The 20,742-nt window shown below is 38.5% G+C and carries 12 protein-coding genes and 2 pseudogenes; 10 read left to right on the top strand and 4 right to left on the bottom strand.

Annotation, left to right across the window (positions count from 1 at the left end):
* The first annotated feature begins 155 nt into the window (after positions 1-155).
* The 7 genes and pseudogenes from BWI92_RS19295 (at position 156) to BWI92_RS19260 (ending at position 13,286) form a co-directional block, all read left to right on the top strand.
* The gene (locus tag BWI92_RS19295) at positions 156-1,370 is read left to right on the top strand and encodes a sugar MFS transporter (RefSeq protein WP_095165795.1); all 1,215 of its coding nucleotides are present in this window, start codon (positions 156-158) and stop codon (positions 1,368-1,370) included.
* A gap of 175 nt (positions 1,371-1,545) precedes the next feature.
* Entirely contained in the window at positions 1,546-3,189 is a 1,644-nt protein-coding gene (locus BWI92_RS19290) for a glycoside hydrolase 43 family protein (RefSeq protein WP_095165793.1), read from the top strand.
* A gap of 33 nt (positions 3,190-3,222) precedes the next feature.
* Positions 3,223-5,502 (top strand): heparinase II/III family protein, encoded by a 2,280-nt coding sequence (locus BWI92_RS19285; RefSeq protein ID WP_217903452.1) that lies wholly within the window; start codon positions 3,223-3,225, stop codon positions 5,500-5,502.
* Between the two features lie 272 nt (positions 5,503-5,774).
* On the top strand, positions 5,775-6,404 hold the full coding sequence (locus BWI92_RS19280) for an RNA polymerase sigma factor (protein WP_095165788.1): 630 nt from the start codon (positions 5,775-5,777) through the stop codon (positions 6,402-6,404).
* A gap of 237 nt (positions 6,405-6,641) precedes the next feature.
* A complete protein-coding gene (locus BWI92_RS19275) occupies positions 6,642-7,757 on the top strand; it encodes a FecR family protein (protein ID WP_095165786.1) in 1,116 nt (371 codons plus the stop codon).
* 172 nt (positions 7,758-7,929) lie between these two features.
* A pseudogene (locus BWI92_RS28905) lies at positions 7,930-11,327 on the top strand (TonB-dependent receptor).
* A 195-nt stretch (positions 11,328-11,522) separates the two neighbouring features.
* Positions 11,523-13,286, top strand: coding sequence for a RagB/SusD family nutrient uptake outer membrane protein (locus BWI92_RS19260; protein ID WP_095165780.1), 1,764 nt, complete (start codon positions 11,523-11,525; stop codon positions 13,284-13,286).
* A gap of 279 nt (positions 13,287-13,565) precedes the next feature.
* Here BWI92_RS19260 and BWI92_RS19255 read toward each other — a convergent pair whose 3' ends face one another.
* The 4 genes and pseudogenes from BWI92_RS19255 to BWI92_RS28895 all read right to left on the bottom strand — a co-directional run.
* The gene (locus BWI92_RS19255) at positions 13,566-14,624 is read right to left on the bottom strand and encodes a serine hydrolase (RefSeq protein WP_095165778.1); all 1,059 of its coding nucleotides are present in this window, start codon (positions 14,622-14,624) and stop codon (positions 13,566-13,568) included.
* Positions 14,625-14,632: 8 nt separating this feature from the next.
* Positions 14,633-16,225 (bottom strand): hypothetical protein, encoded by a 1,593-nt coding sequence (locus BWI92_RS19250; RefSeq protein WP_095165776.1) that lies wholly within the window; start codon positions 16,223-16,225, stop codon positions 14,633-14,635.
* Positions 16,226-16,249: 24 nt separating this feature from the next.
* On the bottom strand, positions 16,250-16,936 hold the full coding sequence (locus BWI92_RS28900; RefSeq protein WP_409024757.1) for a hypothetical protein: 687 nt from the start codon (positions 16,934-16,936) through the stop codon (positions 16,250-16,252).
* Between the two features lie 21 nt (positions 16,937-16,957).
* Positions 16,958-18,000, bottom strand: a pseudogene (locus BWI92_RS28895) (beta-L-arabinofuranosidase domain-containing protein); the annotation flags it as partial.
* Positions 18,001-18,400: 400 nt separating this feature from the next.
* Here BWI92_RS28895 and BWI92_RS19240 point away from each other — a divergent pair.
* The 3 genes from BWI92_RS19240 (at position 18,401) to BWI92_RS19230 (ending at position 20,740) form a co-directional block, all read left to right on the top strand.
* Complete coding sequence (locus BWI92_RS19240; protein ID WP_095165773.1) at positions 18,401-19,576, top strand: patatin-like phospholipase family protein; 1,176 nt, start codon at positions 18,401-18,403, stop codon at positions 19,574-19,576.
* Between the two features lie 159 nt (positions 19,577-19,735).
* Positions 19,736-20,029 (top strand): hypothetical protein, encoded by a 294-nt coding sequence (locus BWI92_RS19235; RefSeq protein ID WP_095165771.1) that lies wholly within the window; start codon positions 19,736-19,738, stop codon positions 20,027-20,029.
* Between the two features lie 186 nt (positions 20,030-20,215).
* The gene (locus BWI92_RS19230) at positions 20,216-20,740 is read left to right on the top strand and encodes a hypothetical protein (protein ID WP_095165769.1); all 525 of its coding nucleotides are present in this window, start codon (positions 20,216-20,218) and stop codon (positions 20,738-20,740) included.
* Positions 20,741-20,742: the final 2 nt, after the last annotated feature.

Genomic DNA, 20,742 nt, shown 5'->3' with positions numbered 1-20,742 from the left:
GAATCAATTTTTTAATGATTAATATTTTATACTAAATGTATTCATGATTTTGAAAGAAATACATTCGCTTGTGAAGTATATCTTAATGTCTATTGCGGGTACAATCAATTCAGTTTTGCCCAATAACTTATTCTAGCCCAAAGTTTTTATAATCCATGTCCAATATTAAGGCTTCCCTTACGGAGCGCAAGTATCTAATGACTTTCGCTTTCGTTACCTCTTTGTTTTTACTTTGGGGTGTAGCACACGCCATGAGCGATGTGTTAAATAAACATTTTCAAAATGTATTACATGTCAGTAAAGCCCAATCAGGTTTAATTCAACTTTCAGTATTCGGAGCCTATGCCATTATGAGTATTCCTGCAGGGTTATTCATGAAACGTTTTGGGTATAAAGCAGGGGTGTTGTTTGGCTTAGCCTTGTTTGCCTCAGGAACATTTTTATTCGTTCCAGCTGCCAATGCCGAGTCTTTTGGAATGTTCCGTCTAGCGCTATTTGTCCTCGGATGTGGTATGGCTACCTTAGAAACGGTTGCACATCCATTCGCCGCTGCACTTGGCTCGCAGGAGACCTCCGATCAACGGCTGAATTTTTCACAATCATTCAACGCTGTTGGTACGATTATCGGCCCAGCCATTGGCTCATATTTTTTGTTGAGAGCAGGTGGTAACGAAGGCAGTGATTTAGGCTCTGTAAAAAGCTTGTATGTGTCTATTGGCATTGCAATTTCTATTATTGCTGTTTTGTTCTCCTTGATCCAAGTTCCTAATTTGGAGGTTGGTCATCATGGTGATGAGGCAGATATCTCACTTGAAGAAAAACCATTGTGGAGACAAAGCCATTTTATTTGGGCAGTTATTGCACAATTTTTTAATGTTGCGGCGCAGGCAGGAACATGGTCGTTTTTTATCAATTATGGGCATGATGTGATGGGATTCTCTGATGAGCAGGCGGCAAATTACATGATAATCTTTATGGCTATGATGGCACTTGGACGTTTTGTAGGGACTTTCTTAATGAAATACATCGAGCCTAACAAGCTTCTAGGCATTTTTGCTTTGGGCAGTATCATGTCGTGTCTGCTGGTGGCACAGGCTTGGGGATGGGTATCTTACGGTGCTTTGATGATGATTAATTTCTTTTTCAGTATCATGTTTCCAACCATTTTTAGTTTAGGTCTCAAGAGTTTGGGTAAGCATACCCAACAGGGAGCATCTTTTATTTCGATGGGAGTAGTTGGAGGCGCATTTTTTCCACTTTTGATGGGATTAGTTGCCAATCAAAATGTAGCACAAGCTTATTATTTACCGATTGTCTGCTACCTAGTAATTGCAAGCTTTGCTTTTTGGTTATATAAAATAAAAAAATAATACAAGTAGGGTATTCTAACATCAATTTTTTCTCCTTATCTCAGAAACTCAATTTTGAGTATATCAAAATTACTTTTTCTATTTCAGAAAATTGATTTCCCTTAAGCAAGTAAACCTACATCACTTGTTTAAGGGAAATTCTTGATATAACAATACTCGTCTTAATCTAAAATCAATGGATTCATTCAAAAACCTACTTTTCAAAATAACGCTATTGGGTGGCTTATGCTTTAACGATAAAGTACTACTGGCACAAACGCCATTTGTGTCAAAAGCATGGGTGGCCGACAATGGTGATGGAACCTACAAAAATCCTGTCCTTCATGCAGATTATTCGGACCCTGACGCTATTCGGGTTGGAAATTATTACTACCTAGTTTCTTCCTCTTTTGAAAATATTCCTGGACTTCCGATTCTACGTTCTAGTGACTTAGTTAATTGGAAAATAATTGGAAATGCATTGACTGTTCAAACACCAAAAGAGGTATTTGATACCCCACAACATGGAAAAGGGGTATGGGCGCCAGCCATCCGATATCACAAAGGTGAATTTTTGATTTATTATCCAGATCCTGATTATGGGATTTATGTAATTCGTGCCAAAAACCCAACTGGGCCATGGTCTACGCCCGTATTGGTTGAAGCAGGCAAAGGATTAATTGACCCTTGTCCTTTTTGGGATGAGGATGGAAAGGCCTATCTGATTCATGGATATGCAGGAAGTCGCGCGAGTATAAAGAGCATTCTGGTATTAAAATCTTTGAATACGGATGGTTCCAAAGTGCTGGATGCTGGCAAAATTATCATAGATGGACACGAGACTGACCCAACACTGGAAGGGCCTAAAATTTACAAGAGAAATGGTTATTATTATGTATTTGCCCCAGCTGGTGGAGTAGCTACAGGTTGGCAATTAGTGTTTCGTTCCAAAAATATATATGGTCCCTACGAAAGAAGAATTGTAATGGATCAAGGGAAAACGACTATTAATGGTCCACATCAAGGAGCTTGGGTCACAACTCCTACTGGCGAAGATTGGTTTTTACATTTTCAAGATAAAGGAGTATTTGGTCGTGTGGTTCATTTACAACCAATGAGTTTTAAGAATGATTGGCCAGTCATTGGTATCGACCCCGATCGTGATGGCAAGGGTGAACCTGTCATGACCTACAAAAAGCCCAAAAGTGTTCTTCCTGCGGTCATAGAAACTCCTCAAGATACAGATGAGTTTAATAGCTTGGATTTGGGTCTTCAATGGCAGTGGAACGCAAATCCAAAACCCACATGGTCGTTTATGTACCCGAGCAAAGGGGTTTTGCGATTATTTTCAGATAAAATTCCCTCCAACGAAAACCTTTGGTGGACTCCGAATGTATTGCTACAAAAGTTTCCTGCGCCTACTTTTACGGTCACCACTAAAGTTCAATTTACACCAAATGACAGACTCACCAATGAAAAAGTTGGACTTGCTATCATGGGTTTCAGTTATGCCAATATTGCTTTAAAATCTACGAAAGATGGTGTTTGGCTTACCTATACCACTTGTAAAGATGCCGATAATCATAAGCCAGAAATAGAAACAAAAATTACTCAATTCGACCCAAAATCTGCGATTTATTTTCGTGTGAAAGTCCAAGAAGGTGGTTTGTGTAAATTTAGTTACAGTGTCGACAATCAGAATTTTGTAGAGGTAGGAGAGGCCTTTAAGGCAGAAGTCGGACGTTGGATCGGCGCAAAATTTGGGCTCTTTGTTACCCGTGAAGACTCGATTAATGATGCTGGTTATGCCGATTTTGATTGGGTAAGAGTCGAGAAATAAATTAGTTATAAAACATTTTTCTAGCGTAAAAATATGAAGCATTTTAAAAAGCTTATTTTCCTTTTCTTGATTAGCCCATTCATGGAAATGAAGGCTATCGCACAAAAACATCAAAATCTATTCTTCACACCAGAACGTATCACACTTCTAAAAAAACGAATAGAAACTGATACTGAGATTCGTAAAAACTGGGAGGAGGCACTTTCAGTTGCAAAGCTACAACTTCAAAAACCTGATTTAGATAAAATAGATTATTTGAGTTTGGCCTACCTGATGACTGGTGAGCAAATGTATGCCGACAAAGTAAAAGAGCAACTCTTAAAACTTTGTACCCGTAACACTTGGTCAAATCCAGAAATGCTGAAACGTCAACCAGCTTGGTCTTCAGACTTGCGAACTGCGGGTAATTGCTGGATAGTAACGATGGGACTTGAGGGTATCTATGACCAATTGTCTAAAGAAGAAAAGAATACCATCGTTTCAGGCTTGATGCGCATGGGTATTCGTCCTGCTTTAGACGAGTGGTTTTTACCCGAAAAAAGAATCCATACACTCAATTCAATGGGGCATAACTGGTGGTCTTCGTGTGTGTATATGGCGGGTGTTGCTTTGCTCTCGGTCAAAGATGAGGTGCCAGAATCTGGAAAATGGTTAAAAGATTTGAGTGAATCCTCAGAGGAATGGTTTGGTTTTGCGGGCGACCAATTACAAAATAAGGTTAAAACTTGGGACGCCAACGGAGGTATGTATGAAAGTGTAAATTATGCCTCTTTTGGTGTTTCTGAGTATCTATTATTTCGCTTGGCCTTTCAAAATGTATTGCCCAAAGTAAAACAACCTGATATTCCTTTACTCAAAAATATTCCTTCATTTTTTATGAATGTAGGATATCCTCGAGATGGAATGATGTATTCTTTGACTTTTGGCGATAGTCATAAAAATATTGTAGGCGAGCGACCTGTAAAATTACTATGGGCTCTAGGATATCAAAACCCTAATTCTTTGTGGTATTTGAACAGTATCGAAACTGGACAGCACCGTGAAGGTTTGGCAAAAAATGCGCCAATGGGATTAGTATATCATCCAGATTTTTCAAAACTACCTCAATTACCAAATCTCCCTACTTCGCAACTGTATGAGGATATGGATTGGGCAACACTCAGGGATTCTTGGAAGAAAAATTCGACATTGTTGGCAGTAAAATCTGGACATACTTGGAATCACTCTCATGCAGATGTAAACTCATTTTTGCTATTACATAAGGGAGAATTTGTGATTAAAGACGCTGGACATAGTTGGTATGCTTCGAAAGAATACCCTGCTTACTTTTTTCAAAGTCCTGCGCACAATGTGTTGACTTTCAATGGAAAATATCAACCAACCGAGCAACAGTATCATGGTGCTCCCTTGCGTGGCGAAATGACTGATTTACTGGACGCAGGTGATATCAAATATGTGCTATCTAACGGCACAGGACCAACCTCCTCGATTTACAGTCGAAATTTCAGACATTTTTTGTGGATTGGAAAAGTAATCTTAGTAATCGACGATGTAAAGGCGCACGAGACAGGAAAATTTGAGTGGCTTATACACCCAGCTGGCGAGTCTCAGAAAGTACGTGGAGATATTAGTATTGTAAATAAAAATGGGGCTGTGTTGGTCAGACCTCTTTTCCCTGAAACCTTGGTAGAGACTGGGTTTAACCATGATTTTCCCGAAAAAATGATTCTGAATGAGGTCTTGGCACCTAAGGAGGACAATGTGAAGGAACAAGAAAAATATTATGGTATTGCTTATCCAGAACAGGTTCGTCAAACCAAGTTTATTACCGCCATTATTCTGAAAGATTCAGTGAATGATACCAATATTCCAGAGATAGAAAGAATGACTGGAGAGGATATGATTGGAGTAAAAATCAAACAAAATGGGAAAGTAACTGATGTGTATCTCAATCTCAAAGCAGACGGACGTTTGATGCACCTCAATAGTGTGAAGACCTTTGGCAATATTACAACAGATGCCTATTTGACGGCGGTGTCGCATCCCGAAAATGAGCCCAATACGATTTTGGATTATTTTATCGGATATGGTAGTTTTATTAGAAAAGACCAACAAACGTTGTTTAGTTCATTGTCAAAATTATCACTTGTGGTAAAGGCAAAGGATACCAATTATGATATCCAAATAACAGGACAACCGCTGATTAGGGCAAGTTTTGCCGCTCCATTAAAACCCAATAGTTTAAGCGTAAATGGTCAAATGCAGAAAGTAGACTTTCAAAAAGGAATTTTTTCTATAAATTTACAAAAGTAGAAATATCAAAAGTTTCTTTTGATTATAAGTATTCTGTGAGTATTTCATATCAAAAGAAACTTTTACCAGTATGAAAACCTCCATTTTTTAAAATTAAGCCTAGAAAAGTAACGGGAAAGATAAAATAATATATCTGTGCCTCAATTAGAAAGTATCCTGCCGATTATGAGTGCAATCCAATAACTGATGTACTATTTACTGATTACTTTTTTTACTCATTAGTAAAGACAAATAAACCAAAACTATGAATTTCTAAACTTTAACTAATTTCTATGAAAATGAATGAAAATATACCTCGTGATGAAGCCTTAGTTAGTGAATTATGGTTACGATTTAAAGGTGGTGATGGAGAGGCTTTGGACCAAATTTTTGCATTGCGCTACCGTGAACTGTTCAATTATGCCACTCGATTTACGAAAGACAAAGAGTTTATTAGAGACTGTGTTCAAGATCTTTTTCTTGAAATGTGGTCACATCGAGAAGGTTTAGTTGATAGCCCCTATGTAACAGTTTACCTAATTAAAGCCTTAAGAAATAATCTTTTCCGAAAACTGAAACTTGAAAAAAGATTAGGAGAATCTACCGATCTTAACGATGAATTATATTTTCTTTCGGATGGCCAATCAATTGAGTCGGAGTGGATCGACGCTGAATTGCTTCAAGAAAATGAGCAGACGATTCGTGATGCTATCTCACAACTTCCTAAACGGCAGCAGGAAGTAATTTTCCTTAAGTATTACAAAGGTCTCTCAAACGAAGAAATTGCCTCAATTATGAATATTGAGAAACAAACTGTTGCCAACTTTTTGCATCGCTCCCTTACGAGTTTAAAGCGTAATTTAGTGATGCTGGCCGAATTTTTAATCCTACCTTTTATTAATCTTCTTTTCCTAAAAATCTAAAAATAAACTAAATCCAATCTTCATATTTTGATTATCGCAACCAAAGTTTTGACTTTGGTTATGCTTGTTTATGACAAATTGTAATTGCTGTTTTTTATTTTATGATAATTAACTTATTGATTTTTAGTGACTTATTTGTTTGTCTTAATTTTTTTTGAAATTTTTCTAAAACAAGGAGTATTGAGTGTCCAACTCGTACTATATCATATTACAAAGGCTAATAATCCAAATTTATCTATGCAAAATTATAAGAGTTATAATACAAAGGATTTTATTCTCGACGATGCCTTTTGCCGATGGGTTCTACAAAAGTCTGAGACAGATAATCAGTTTTGGAACCAATGGTTACTAGAAAATTCTGAGAAGTCGCATCAGGTGATGATTGCTAAGGAAATTATCCTCAAAATCCAAAATGCGCAGAATGAGATTACAGAAAGTGAGTTAAACGATGAAATACAACGTTTTTCTGAAAAAAGAAAACAACTCGACAATAAAGAATTTACCTCTAAACCTAATATTAAAGTTCTTTCTTGGCTACCATGGCTCAAATACGCTGCAGTTCTGGCCATTGCAATAATTGGCTTTGCTTTGATAACAAACCAAGATACCGTCAAAAAGTTAACTTTTTCAGAAACAGCCTACGATAAAAGAACAAAGGCTATTGAGAAAGCATTGGTGGAAGTAAGCAACGATGGGAACCATGAAAAAATGGTAAAACTCCCAGATGGTAGCCAAGTATTACTTTCAAAAAACAGCAAAATTAGCTATCCCAATCCTTTTGGCGTAACACAAAGGTCTGTGTATCTGAGTGGTGAAGCATTTTTTGAGGTAGTGAAAAATCCGAGTAAGCCCTTTGTTGTATATGCCAATGAGCTGGCTACTAGGGTTCTTGGGACCAGTTTTACGATTAGTTCATACGATAAAGCCGATGAGGTAAAAGTAATCGTAAAAACAGGTAAAGTGGCAGTTTTTCCATTAGGTCTTGAGGATGAAGTGTTGGATAAAAAGCCAGAAATGATGCTTACCCCAAACCAGAAGGTTGTATTTAATAGGATTGATAATCAAATGAAACGCTCTTTGGTCGAAATCCCAGAACCTCTGAAAAATAGTGCAGATTTTAGTAAATCGTTGGTTTTTGAAAATAGTCCTGTGACTAAAGTTTTTGAAAAGCTTTTTGAAGTTTATAACATCCCAATAGTGTATGACAATGCCCTGATGGAAAACTGCAGAATTACTGCCGAGCTGGGGAATCAACCTTTGTTCGAAAAGCTAGACCTCATTTGCAGGGCAATCGACGCTAAATACGAAGTTATAGATGGCCAGATAGTCATACATGCTAAGAAATGTAATTAGCCTATAAACAGTTCTATATCAAGATTTAGTACCCATTTCAACAAAAAAGTCGAAGGTGTTGGAGCACCTTCGACTTGACTTTCCCAACATGTTGCGCTAACAACTTCCAACCTACGCTAATAGGTTGGGCTGGGATTATTTTGCTCATTCTTAACAAAAGTCAAAACAAGTTATGAAAAAATTTACGAAACAAATTAAGATTTTGTTGAAAATCATGCGCTTTTCTCTTTATCAAATTCTGTTAATTTTTTTATGTGCAACTTTTGCAGTGGCACATAAAAATCATGGGCAAGAGTGTTTGAACCAAAGAATTGCTCTTCATTTGGAGAATAAACCCTTGGACATGGCTTTGCGACAAATTAAAAAAAACGCTTCTGTGAGTTTTGTCTATAGTCCTCAATTGATTGGTTCTGAGCGAAATGTGACGATTTTGGCGCAAAACGAATCGATTAAGAATATTCTAACAAAACTGCTTGCGCCCTTAGGAATCGATTATGAAGTTTCGGGTACCACAATTATCCTGAGTAAGGCCAACAAATCGCTCTTCTCGTCGATGCTTTCGTTGAGACCCATGTTGCTCGATTATATTTATGAAAAATCGGTAACAGGTTTGATATTGGATGAGAAAAACCAGCCAATGCCAGGGGTCAATATCTCTATCAAAGGAACCTCAAAAGGGGTATCTTCGGATGCAGATGGTAAGTTTTCGATACAAGTACCCAATAACAGTGCTGTGTTGGTGTTTTCGTTTGTGGGCTACAAAACGCAGGAAGTTTCAGTGGGCAGTCGCTCAAAAGTTGAAGTCATAATGCAAGTAAATAACCAAGCGCTTGAAGAAGTAGTGGTGGTAGGTTATGGAGAACAGAAAAAAGAAAGCGTTGTAGGGGCTATTACTACAGTGAAAATGGCTGACATTAAATCTGCTGCTCCACGCTCACTGAATAATGCTTTGGCTGGTAAAGTGGCAGGGGTAATCGCAGTTCAACGAAGCGGGGAGCCTGGCTATGATGACGCTCAGTTTTGGGTACGCGGTATTAGTACATTTGGGGCAGGCGCGTCTCCGTTGGTATTGGTGGATGGTGTAGAAAGACCTATCAATAATATCGAACCAGAAGAGATAGAATCTTTTTCTGTGTTAAAAGATGCCTCGGCAACGGCGGTTTATGGTATCAGGGGTGCTAATGGCGTAATCTTAGTGACTACTCGTAGAGGAACAAATGACAAGCCTTCTATTAGTTTTAAGTATGAAACAGGCTCAAACTCGCCAACGATGTTGCCTCAAATGGTAGATGGACCTACCTATTTGGGACTTTATAATGAAGCTCAGTTGGCTTCTAATCCTAATTTTGTCACACCTTATACACCTGAGGTTATTGCCAAATACGCTTCTGGTGTTGACCCTTACCTTTATCCAAATGTAAACTGGATAGATTTGTTAGTGAAGAAAAATACGCCAACCAAACGAGCTAATTTGAATATTTCGGGTGGTTCGCCCAATGCTAAATATTTTGTGTCGGCCACCTATTATGATGAGGAGGGTATTTGGAAAGGTGACAATTTGAACAGATATAATACCAATGCAGGTCTGAAGCGCTACAACTTCAGAGCCAATACAGATGTTAAATTAGGAAAAACGACTGAATTAAAACTAGGCTTGGGCGGTATTTTGATTACAGCGAACTACCCTGGTGTAGGGGCGCCAACCATTTGGAGCGATGCCCTCTTTAACACACCAATAGGTTACGCACCCACCTACCCGTACAACAATCCTGCGGGGTTTGTGTATGGCGGCGTCAATGGTATTACGAATCCTTATCAGTCCTTAACAGGAAAGGGTTTTGCTACCGAATGGAGAAATAATATTCAATCAGATTTGACATTAAACCAAGATTTATCGAGTATCACCCAAGGGTTGAAGATTTCTGGAAAATTCGCTTTTGATGGATATAATTATCACTTTATTCAGCGCACTCGTTCTGCGGTAGATACTTACACAGCTCCTACAAGAGATGCCAGTGGTAACTTATTACTGACTAAGTTGGTGAATGGAAACGCTGATTTGGGCTTTTCAAAATCTTCAGGTGGAAATAGACGTATATACATGCAAGCCAACTTGAATTATGACCGAACCTTTGGGGGGCATACCGTCAGCGGATTGATTTTGTACAATCAGCAAGATTATCAAAATGCTGATGCTACCGATGCTATTAGCTCTTTGCCATTTAGATTGCAGGGCTTGGTGGGGCGCTTGTCTTATAGCTATCAGTCAAGATATTTTCTGGAATTTAACGCTGGGTATAATGGTTCGGAAAACTTTGCCAAAGGACAGCGATTTGGATTTTTCCTGCTGTAGCTGCTGGTTGGATTGTTTCTCAAGAACCTTTTTTCAAAGACAACGATGCTATTCAATACCTCAAACTGAGAGGTTCGTACGGTCTTAAAGGAAATGACCAAATTGGCGGACGTCGCTTTGCTTATCTTACTACCGTTGGTGGAGGTAATGGAGGCTATACCTTTGGACAAGATGTTAATAATGGTTTTGGAGGTAGAGGAGAAGATCAGTGGGGAGCAGATTTGACATGGGAGCGTGAAACCGAAGCTAATATCGGTCTTGAACTTCGATTTCTTCGAGGGTTTTACCTCCAAGCAGATGTGTTTAAGAGAATCAGAACGGGCATTTTTATGCAAAGAAATTCATTGCCTGCTACCTTGGGACTTCAAAATAATCCTTGGGGAAATATCGGGGAATTTGAAAATAAAGGTATCGATGCCAACATGGAATACAACAAAAAAATCGGTAAACTCAACCTTGGCTTGAAAGCAAATGTAACCTATGTGAGAAATACCCTCCTCAACGATGATGCCCCAGACTATAAATATACTTATCAAAATAGAAGAGGAAAAAGATACCAACAACCATTTGGTTTGATAGCCGAAGGCTTATTTAAAAGTGAAGATGAAATTACGACCTCTCCCAAACAAACTTTTGGCCCAGTTAGGGTAGGCGATATTAAATACAAAGACGTAAACGGTGATGGATTGATTGATTCGTATGACGAAGTGGCTATAGGAAATCCTCCTACGCCACAATTGGTTTATGGTTTTGGAACAACGCTTGGTTTTAAAGGGTTTGATATTTCTGCATTTTTTCAAGGTGCTGGTACGATGAGCTTTATGTTGGGTGGCGTAGGTTTTTATCCATTCTCAGAGGGAGGTCTCAGAGGCAATGTACATGTGAGTGCTTTGAACCGTTGGACTCCCGAAAATCCAAGTCAAGATGTAGTTTTTCCGAGGTTATCTTTTGGCACAAACTCCAACAATTTTCGTTCGTCTTCATGGTGGTTGCGAGATGCCACTTATCTACGCCTAAAGACGGTCGAAATAGGATACACTATTCCAAAGAAGCTCACACAAAAACTCAAAGTGAATACTTTACGCTTTTATGTAGCAGGGCTAAATTTATTGACTTGGAGTGGATTTGATTATTGGGATCCTGAATTGGGGAATGGACGTGGGGCTGTTTATCCTATTCAAAAAAATATCAATGTTGGGGTTAACATCAATTTGTAGTCTTTGACAAACGTATCATGGATATAAGTAAAAGGAAAGATTAAATTAATAATATAAATGTAGCATGTTTTGACAGTATCATTCTTATTATGAGTGCATTGCAATAACTGATATACTATTAACTAATAACGTCTTTTACTTACTGTTAGCTAATAACATCTTCTTACTTAGGCTAAATTTTTTCAAAATATCACTATGAAAAGAATCTCTATTTTTTTCCTATTCGTCATAAGCGCATTGAGTATTTCATGCGATGATTTTCTGGATAAACAACCTGACGATATGCTCACAATCGATGCGGTATTTACCACCCGATTGGAAGTAGAAAAGTATCTTGCCAATGTTTACAGCTATTTACCAGACCCTTCCGACCCTTATGCAAATTTAACTCCTGTATCTGATGAGGGAGATTTTGTGTGGACAAGTATTGGCGCCAACTCGGTTAATACAGGCAACTGGGGACCCACTTCAATTCCCTATGATAGGTATGGCCATTATTACAAAGGAATTCGTGCGGCATCGGTATATATCAATTCAGTAGAAAAATGTGCTGAATGTGAAGGTGTAACTCAGGGTATTAATCTTCGTACAAAAGCGGAGGCAAGAGCTTTGAGAGCCTATTATTATTTTCTATTGTTGCGCCAGTATGGTCCTATTGTGCTATTACCCAATATTATTCCAGTAGACGCCTCGATTTCCGAAACTACCAAGCCTCGTAATTCTTATGATGAGTGTGTGAAATATATTGTAGATGAACTAGACTTGGCTGCTAAAGATTTACCCACTGTTACACAAAATGTTATTGATTATGGTCGTGTAGATAAAAGAACTACCTTGGCGATGAAAGCTAGGATACTTCTTTATGCAGCAAGTCCCATGTTCAACGGTAATAATCAAGATTATTCCGACTTTAAGAATCCAGACGGTAAGCCATTAATTACCAATACTTATGATGTCAACAAATGGAAATTAGCCGCTGATGCAGCCAAAGCTGTCATCGATGTAATGCCAAACGGTTTATATAAGAAGTTTGATGCAACAGGAGCTTTAGACCCTTTTGCTTCTTATCGTGATGTTTTTATTGATAGATGGAACGCCGATGTAATTTGGAGCCGTCCGAGTACAGGGATCAGTAACTGGACTGTTCATGCGGCACCTCGCCAGATGAGAGGCTGGAATGGTTTGGGTGTAACCCAACAGATGATAGATGCCTACCACATGGCCAACGGTAAACGGATCGATGAAGCAGGTTCGGGCTATGTTGAAACAGGTTTATCAACAGCAGATACCAAATATACCAAAGCACTTGATTGGAATATGTACCTCAATCGTGAACCAAGATTTTATGTAAGTATTCTTTACAACCATGATACATGGGTGTTTACAGGAGCGTCAGGAACGCCAATACAGTTGTATGCAACTGGTGCTTCTGGAAAAAATGGTTCGCATGACCATACCGAAACGGGTTATTTATTAACCAAGTTTGTAAGTCCAAACAGTGATGTTCCCAACAATAGATATACAACTCAATCTTGGATTTACTTTAGATTGGCAGAAATGTATTTGAACTATGCAGAGGCATTAAACGAGTATAGTCCCAATAGTGCGGATATTGCTAAATATGTCAATCTGGTGCGTGAGCGTGCAGGTATTCCAGCTTTGCCAACGGGCTTGTCACAAGCGGATATGCGTGAGCGTATTCGTCACGAACGCCGTATCGAACTAGCATTTGAAGAACATCGCCTATTTGACGTACGTCGTTGGAAAACTGCCGATAATACTCAAGGTGGACCTATGTATGGGATGAATGTAAGTAAAGGCACGAGTTTTACAGATACCGAATTTTACCAAAGAGCAGTATTTGAAACACGTGTATTTGAGAAAAAACATTATTTCTGGCCAATTCCACAATCTGAAATAGACCGTAACAAGCAAATGGTACAAAACCCAGGCTGGTAAAAAAAAGAGAAGCCCTCGATGGAAATAAATTCAACGAGGGCTTCTTTTTTTAACCTTTGCGCCTTTGTTGGAATTATTTCCAACAAACCTGCGTCAGCAACAAATTGACTTGATGTTGCTTGCGATACTTGGCTAGTTGCTTACGCCCTGCTCATTAGAGAAAACTCCCATGAGGGCTATGCATTTATTTTTTGCCTTTGTTGGAATTTTTTCCAACAAACTTGCGTCAGCAAAAACAACAACTTGATACTTAACTAGAAAACTCTAACTAGGGCAACATTATTTTTGAGAAAGTACTTTTCTGACGTCTAAAGCTAATTGATGACTTGTATAAAATGGCGAAAACCCTTTCTTGAAACCTGTTACATGGGTCAGGAAGAAGCCATATATACAGTTGGTTTTATCAATCCATGGATACGCACCTGCCCATGAAGGACTGCTTAGGAGCGTGGCTTCTCCTTGACGGTTCACTTCCTCTCGCCATTCGCCTATGCCATAAATATCTGTTCCCTTTCGCCCTCTTGCTCGTTCGACAAATTCCCCAGCCTGAACTTTCGCACACTTTATTTGGTCTGACTGCATAAAAGAAATGGTCTTTTCAGACAAAATCCTTTTGCCTCTATATACCCCTTTGTTGAAAATCAAGGATAGAAAATTGGCGTAGTTCTGAAGGGTAGAGCGAGCACCGCCGCCCAACATTGGTGCATGTCCACCAGATGAATCGACTGGAGTAAAATGAGTATGAGTCATTTCAAGGGGGCGAGCAATTTTTTCTTGAAATAATTCTTCCCAGCTTTTACCAGAAGCTAATTCTGCTATTCTACCTGCAACTTGCATAGACAATCCTCCATACTTGAATTTTGTTCCTGATAATGTATCAGCAGGTAAAGAAAGAATGTTGTCAACAGAGCTTTTTAATTCCTGAGATATATCGACAGGATTACCTTGGGGTTGATAATCAGGATAGCCAGCAGTATGTGATAGAAGTTGCGCTAAAGTCGCCTTACCCTTAGCATCCTTAAATTCGGGAAGCCATTTTTTTACAGGATCGTCCCAATGGAGGATACCCTCATCTACCAAAACTCCAATGGTAGCTGCTGCCAACCATTTGCCAGCTGAGGCAATGAAAACAACTCTATTTTTGTCATAATTTCCAAAACAGGCTTGGTAAATCTTTTTATTTTTTTGAAAAACAACGATTGAAGCGCCATCATAATGACCACTATCTACCCAAGTTTGAATTTTTTGTTGAATAGACACAAAGCGCTTGGGTGTTTTCTGAGCAAAAGCTGACCAAAAACACCCACACAAGCAAAGAATAATAAGGAGTTGTTTCATAGAGTGTCTTATTTTTCAATCCAAAAACTTTGTTCGACACGTTCAGCAGATTGTACTTTTCCAATAATGCCATATTGCCAAGCTACAACGGTTACTTTAAGAGGCATCTTTGATTTTGGTGGAATTTTGGTGAAAACTAATCGCTGATTTTTGATGAATGCAGGACCTTCTTTGACATAAAAATATATGGGAAGTCCTGCATTTGTGGTAGCTCTTAATGCAATAGAACGCACATTCTTTTGGGAGTTTGGAATAGCTTCAAAAGAAATTTCTTGTGTGATACCTTGCGTATTGCGCAAAGGAAACTTTAGTTCAAATTGCTGAACAACAGATTTATAGATCTCATCGCCCTCATTATGCGCCAATAGCCAAATAGCATTACTTCGTTTTTTGTTGTTAAATCCCATGCGGTAAAAACTGATTTGAAAAGTACTATCATCTAGTTTTTTGACAGGACCACAAATACGGTCTATTTTAATCGGTGTTTTGGCGTGATTAGTGACCTCCTTAGTTTTGGTAGTATCACTAAAAAAAGCTTTGAAACGAAAACTAATGCCATCAGATAGAGGTTTGAAAATAGGTTGATATTGAGCATGATTGGTGGATGGAACAAGCATTTTCCCTTCCTGAACTAATCCTAAATATTGCATTTTTTTGCTACGGGCTTTTGCATAAAATGCCTCTGTTGCTAGGGCATGTTCTTTGTCAAAACACCAAGATGCCGTGTATTTATTTCCTGTAAATTGCGAATAGGGGCGAGCTGGAGAAATAGGTAAGGAGTCTTTTCGCCAACGGTCAATCAACCAGCCATTTTGAGGATATACTGGTTGTAAGGCTTCTCCGCTTTTTTTGGGAAGTCGATATTTAACAGCTTTTTCAATAAACAATCCTACATAATCGACCATGGATTGATTATAGTCAAAATGACCGTGTCCAGCATCAGCAAAGAAAGTAATCGGTGTTTTGGGGTGTTTGGAAACATATTGAAAACCTGGTTCGAGTCGTTTTTCCCACCATTCGTATTCGCCCATAATAAATAAACTTGGCACACCTTCAATCGTTCTATTTCCCCAGTCTGGATTAGCTCTGCCATAGCCTGTCAGGTTGGTTTGGGGTGTATCGCCATGAACAGAAATGATTGCCAAAGTTCTGGCAGGATTCCACGCACCAAAATTCCAAGGGTAAGTCGCCATGGCTGAGTGCCCTAAGGGAATAATCGGAGCATTCGATAATTCGGTATATCCCGAAACCTTGGCAAGGGCATCCATCATGGTTTGAAAATGCTTTGGGGCATCTTTATGAAAATCGAAAGAAAATTCTAAAACGGGTGTAACCCAAACTTCGGCAAGACCTAGCTCGGTAAGCTTTTTCCTGAAGTTTTCGTTTTCTAACATGCCTTCTTCTATCATGTTGTGCATTCCTACGACCACGCCTTTCACTTCCTTACAATTCTCAGGAATCCACAAAAAGGCTTGCGGATTGGCGTTGGTTTCCTCGCTAATGAGCCCCTCCACTGGTGTTGACCATTGCCAGACTTGTGCGTACGTATGTGAGAAAATACCCAGCAATAGGAGGGTAAAAATGATGTGTAGCTTCTTCATAAAAGTATTTTTAGCCAAGAAAATTTAGTCATGAATCATATCCCAATACACGACATAGCGTTCTCGGTGAATATCGTAAAGTGGTTGCAAAATAATGCCCTCAGTCTTTGTTTTGAAGGTTAATGTCTCATTGGAAAGCTTCTCTATTGTAGATGTCAAGTTTTGTGGATTGAGGTGTAAACTTGTGATCATATCCGAAGGAACATGGTATAGATATTTATAATAGTCGTTGTACACAGTCGCATCTGAATAGGGGGCTGGACTGTTCATCTGAGCGGTTCCCATTTTGCCTGCTAGCACAATGGGACCATACATGATGGCAACTTTGTTGGGATTGTCATTGGTGGGTTTTAGGCTAAGTTCCATCGGAAATTCCACTTCGATGATGTCGTTGGGTTTCCATTTCTGAGACAATGAGATGTACTCTCCTGCAAGATTATTGAGTTTTTGAACCTTTCCATTCAACTTTACACTTACACTTTTTGCCCAAGATGGATAACGAATTTTGATTCCCAAAGGCTGTGAAGGTGCTGCTGTGACGGTAAGCTTCATTTGTCCATTTTGTGGGAAAATGGTTTCTTGCTTTAGACTAAAATTTTGTTCTTTCCAATTTAATTCAGACGCTATAAATAAGTTGATAAATACCGAATTGGCATCATGATAGTAAATACCTTCGCCATACTTCGCATGATTTTCAAAGCCACTTCCCACACAACACCAAAAGGAATTTTCGGGCGTACTATATACTTTATGAGCCCCTGCCAACATCGGGAGAAAATACGCCACCATGCCCGAAGCGGGGTCTTGCTGACCAAGGATATGATTGAATAAGGCTTTTTCGTAATAGTCGGCATATTTGACATCACCCGAATGCGTGTATAAATGGCGTGTCAACTTGAGCATATTATACACATTACAGGTTTCGCCAGTGTAGCCCGAAAGGTGTTTGGAAAGTTCGTCGGGCTTAAAAAAATGTTCTTTGTCGCTGTTGCTTCCTGTGGCAAAAGAGTGATGGTTGATGACGGTATTCCAGAAAAATGCTGCTATGGTATCGGCATCGCCTTTTCCTACAATTTCATAATTGCGAGCGAGTCCTAACAGTTTAGGAATAAAGGTGTTGGCATGTTTGGGGTCAAGTACATCTTTTCCCTCCTTTAGTGGGTCGATGGTTTCGTTATGATAAAAGAATTCAGCCAGCCACTGAAATTCTTTTTTCCCGTGATTGCATACAGATTATAGAAAGACTCATTGATGCCCCCAAACTCGTTGCGAAGCATGATACGTCGTTGTTCAGGCGAGACAGGTTGGAGCTTTTTGTACGCCCACAAGCCCATCTTTTCTGCTATTGCTAGCGCTTGTTTATTGTCACAATACAAATATTGGTCAATTAATCCTGCGTAGATTTTGTGTAAAGTGTACCAAGGTGCCCACACACTTTTTCCAGCCAAATTTCGATTGATTAATTCTTGAGGAAAAGCACTCAAATAGCCATCCTGATTCAAGGCGGTTTGCACCTCTGCTAGTCCTTTTACCAAAGAATCAGCTTTGATTTTGTAATAATCATCACCCGTTTGAGCGTACATCAATGCCAAACCAGACAACAAATGCCCAGTCGTGTGACCTCTCAAATCACAATCGAGCGATTCCCATCCACCATATTTCTTCATGGCGAAATATCCACCTTCATTGGCTGAATAAATGCCCGCATTATTTCTGAAACTATGGAGTAATCGTTTGGTATCCAGTTGCTTAATCCATGCTTGTTCGCGGAGCATATTTTCTTTAAAACGCCCATCTAACAAACGAATTTGATGTAAGTCGAAAGCCTGAATGGGCGAAAATAATTGGTCGTGCAAGACAAACTTGTCTTGATGCTGACCGGGGTAGTGAGATTGAGCCTCAATGGAATATGAAAAAAGTGACGCTATTCCAAGAATGAAAAATCCTTTTCTGAACATAGTTAAAAGGTTTGTTTTCAGAAAAGATGAGTCGACGACCTATTTGATACCCTTTTTTTCTTAGAAATTATCTTTCAAACGTCTTTATGTTCTAAATTTTTGGGTTTGAAAAATGTGATAAATACTATTTTTTACCAGATAATAAATATAATAAACCTAATTTGCTAGTTTGCGAGAATATTCCCACTTTCAGGTCGAACAATAACACACAAAATTTATGTCAACTGAATCAAAAATTAAAGCACGCCAAGCCCTAAATATTGCACCAGACAACAAGGTGATTATTAGTTTTGATGGGGGAGGAATTCGAGGCATTTTTACCATTCAGCTTTTAAAAAAAATAGAAGAAATCGTAGGTGCACCTATCTATGAATGGGTAGATATGGTGGCAGGAACATCTACTGGAGCAATTATCGCAAGTTTGATTGCGAATCAAAAATCCGCAACCGAAATAGAAGCCCTCTATGAAGATTTAGCGACAAAGATCTTTAAAGATCGAGCGTTTGGTAATCGTTACACAAATCCTCCTCAATTCGATAAAATCAATTACAGGGCTATTTGTAAAGATATTTTCGGTAATAAATCATTGAAAAATCTAGGCGAATCATCAGGAATAGATTTATTTTTCACCGCCAAAGATATGGTTGCTGGCGAAGAAACGTTTTTTACTTTTTTTAATAAAAATGAAAGCTCTAAAATTGTAGATACCTATCAAGATGCTCTGATGCGTGCTGTGGTGGAGGCTACGATGTCGGCGCCCACGTATTTTCAACCTTTTGAACGCTTTATCGATGGAGGTACTACCGTGTACAATAATCCTGTGATGGCGGCGCTTATGGAGGCATTTCACTATAATGGAAAAGACAAATATAGTTCCGACAACACAACTGTTTTTAGTTTTGGTACAGCAAGCTTGTTTCGGTTTGTACCTCTCGAAGAAATAGCCGAGCCCAAAGGACTTGATGTATTATTTTGGTTGGATTACGTAATGGATGAATCGAGCAAAGATGCTAGTGAAATGCAGGTCAATTTTCTAAGAAGTACACTCATGAAAGGACTCGATTTTCGAAGATTTCAACTTTCATTGGATCGAGAGTCTATAAAGAAATTACCTAATAAATCGCTCAGGAAATTAGACAATATCGATGCTAATTCTCTACATCAACTTAGTAACAAAGAATTAGCGAAAATCAATATGGCAGATGTCAACATGTTACCTTTAATGAAGGTATTAGGGGAAGCCGTGGCAGATTTTGTTCAAGAGAAAAATGGTTTTCAATCAGACCTGAAAGGGGAGAATAAGTTAGTGACTGGCATGGATAGCGATTATCGAGAAAAACTCAAAAAACATCTTCAAAAAGCAAGTTGGATAGATAAATTACCAACAGCATAATGACGATTTTTACATCTGTGGTCAGTGTCTCAATGACCAACTGGCTACAGCAAAAAATGAAGAATCAGAATGATAATCCACTGTACTGCCGCTAGTTGTCAAGTGGGACACTCGACAGGGATAGAGATTCGAAGCAAGATAAATAGCTAAGCAATAGAAATGAAAAAAATACTAATTGTTATTTTATTAATAATTGCATCATTTATTCTATTGAGACGCCTCTCTGCGGATATTTTCCTACCCCATTTAGGAAGCTGTATTAAAGCAAAAATTACAAGCCAAACAATGCGCTTAAGATACCAAAAGGCAACTTATTTATATGAATTTCATAAAAATGAAGAAGACTATGAGAATAATAGTGAAATCATGGTAGGCTCTGTTCATGAAGACTCAATATGCGTCCTTTATCTTGAGGAAATTCCCTCAGTAAAGGGGAAAAACAGTAAACTGTGATTGTAAATGATCACCATTGACTAATCTGCGTCAGCAAAAAATCGCATATATAATATTTTGAGGTTACGACAATTTTTTATTGACCTTGGACATAAAATTGAAAACAGATAAATCCCAGCAGATAAAAGTAGATTTGTAATAAAAGCCCCAATCAATAGCTGTACCACCAATAAAACTTGTAACATAATGCCTCCATTTTATGACATATACGGGATTTCCAAAAGTAGGGACAAAGAAACGATAGAGCTTTTCTTGAACTTTTATTGTCAGCGAGATTTAATTGAGAATTTTGAAGTAAAAGGTGTTGAGGTGGCAATCTATTCCAATGAAAAATATGGAGTGAAAGAAACCTATATACCAGTGAATACGCTGAGTGAGGTAATTGACTATGGATTAAGTCGCCCAAATATTGGGTTTGCTTTTTACATTGGAACAAAATCTAATTATAAAAAGGATATCGATGGAGTTATCTTGAAATTCACTTTTGATGATAAAATCATTTTCGGTATATATATCGAAGAAAATAGTCTTACAGATGAAGGACAATTAATTGATAGTTATGATAAAGCCCTTGAAATCCAGAAGGAGATTCAAGAACTTACCAACTCTACCAAGACATGTATTCAGCTTGAATATGCTCCTGCAGATGACGAAGAGGAGTTTGATAGTGATATTAAACATTGGCAAATAATGAACGAATCGAAACGATAGCC

This window comes from Flectobacillus sp. BAB-3569, from assembly GCF_002270355.1.
Lineage (GTDB): Bacteria > Bacteroidota > Bacteroidia > Cytophagales > Spirosomataceae > Flectobacillus > Flectobacillus roseus.
Note: the sequence above shows the minus strand (reverse complement) of the source record. Positions and strands in the feature narration are given on the sequence as shown.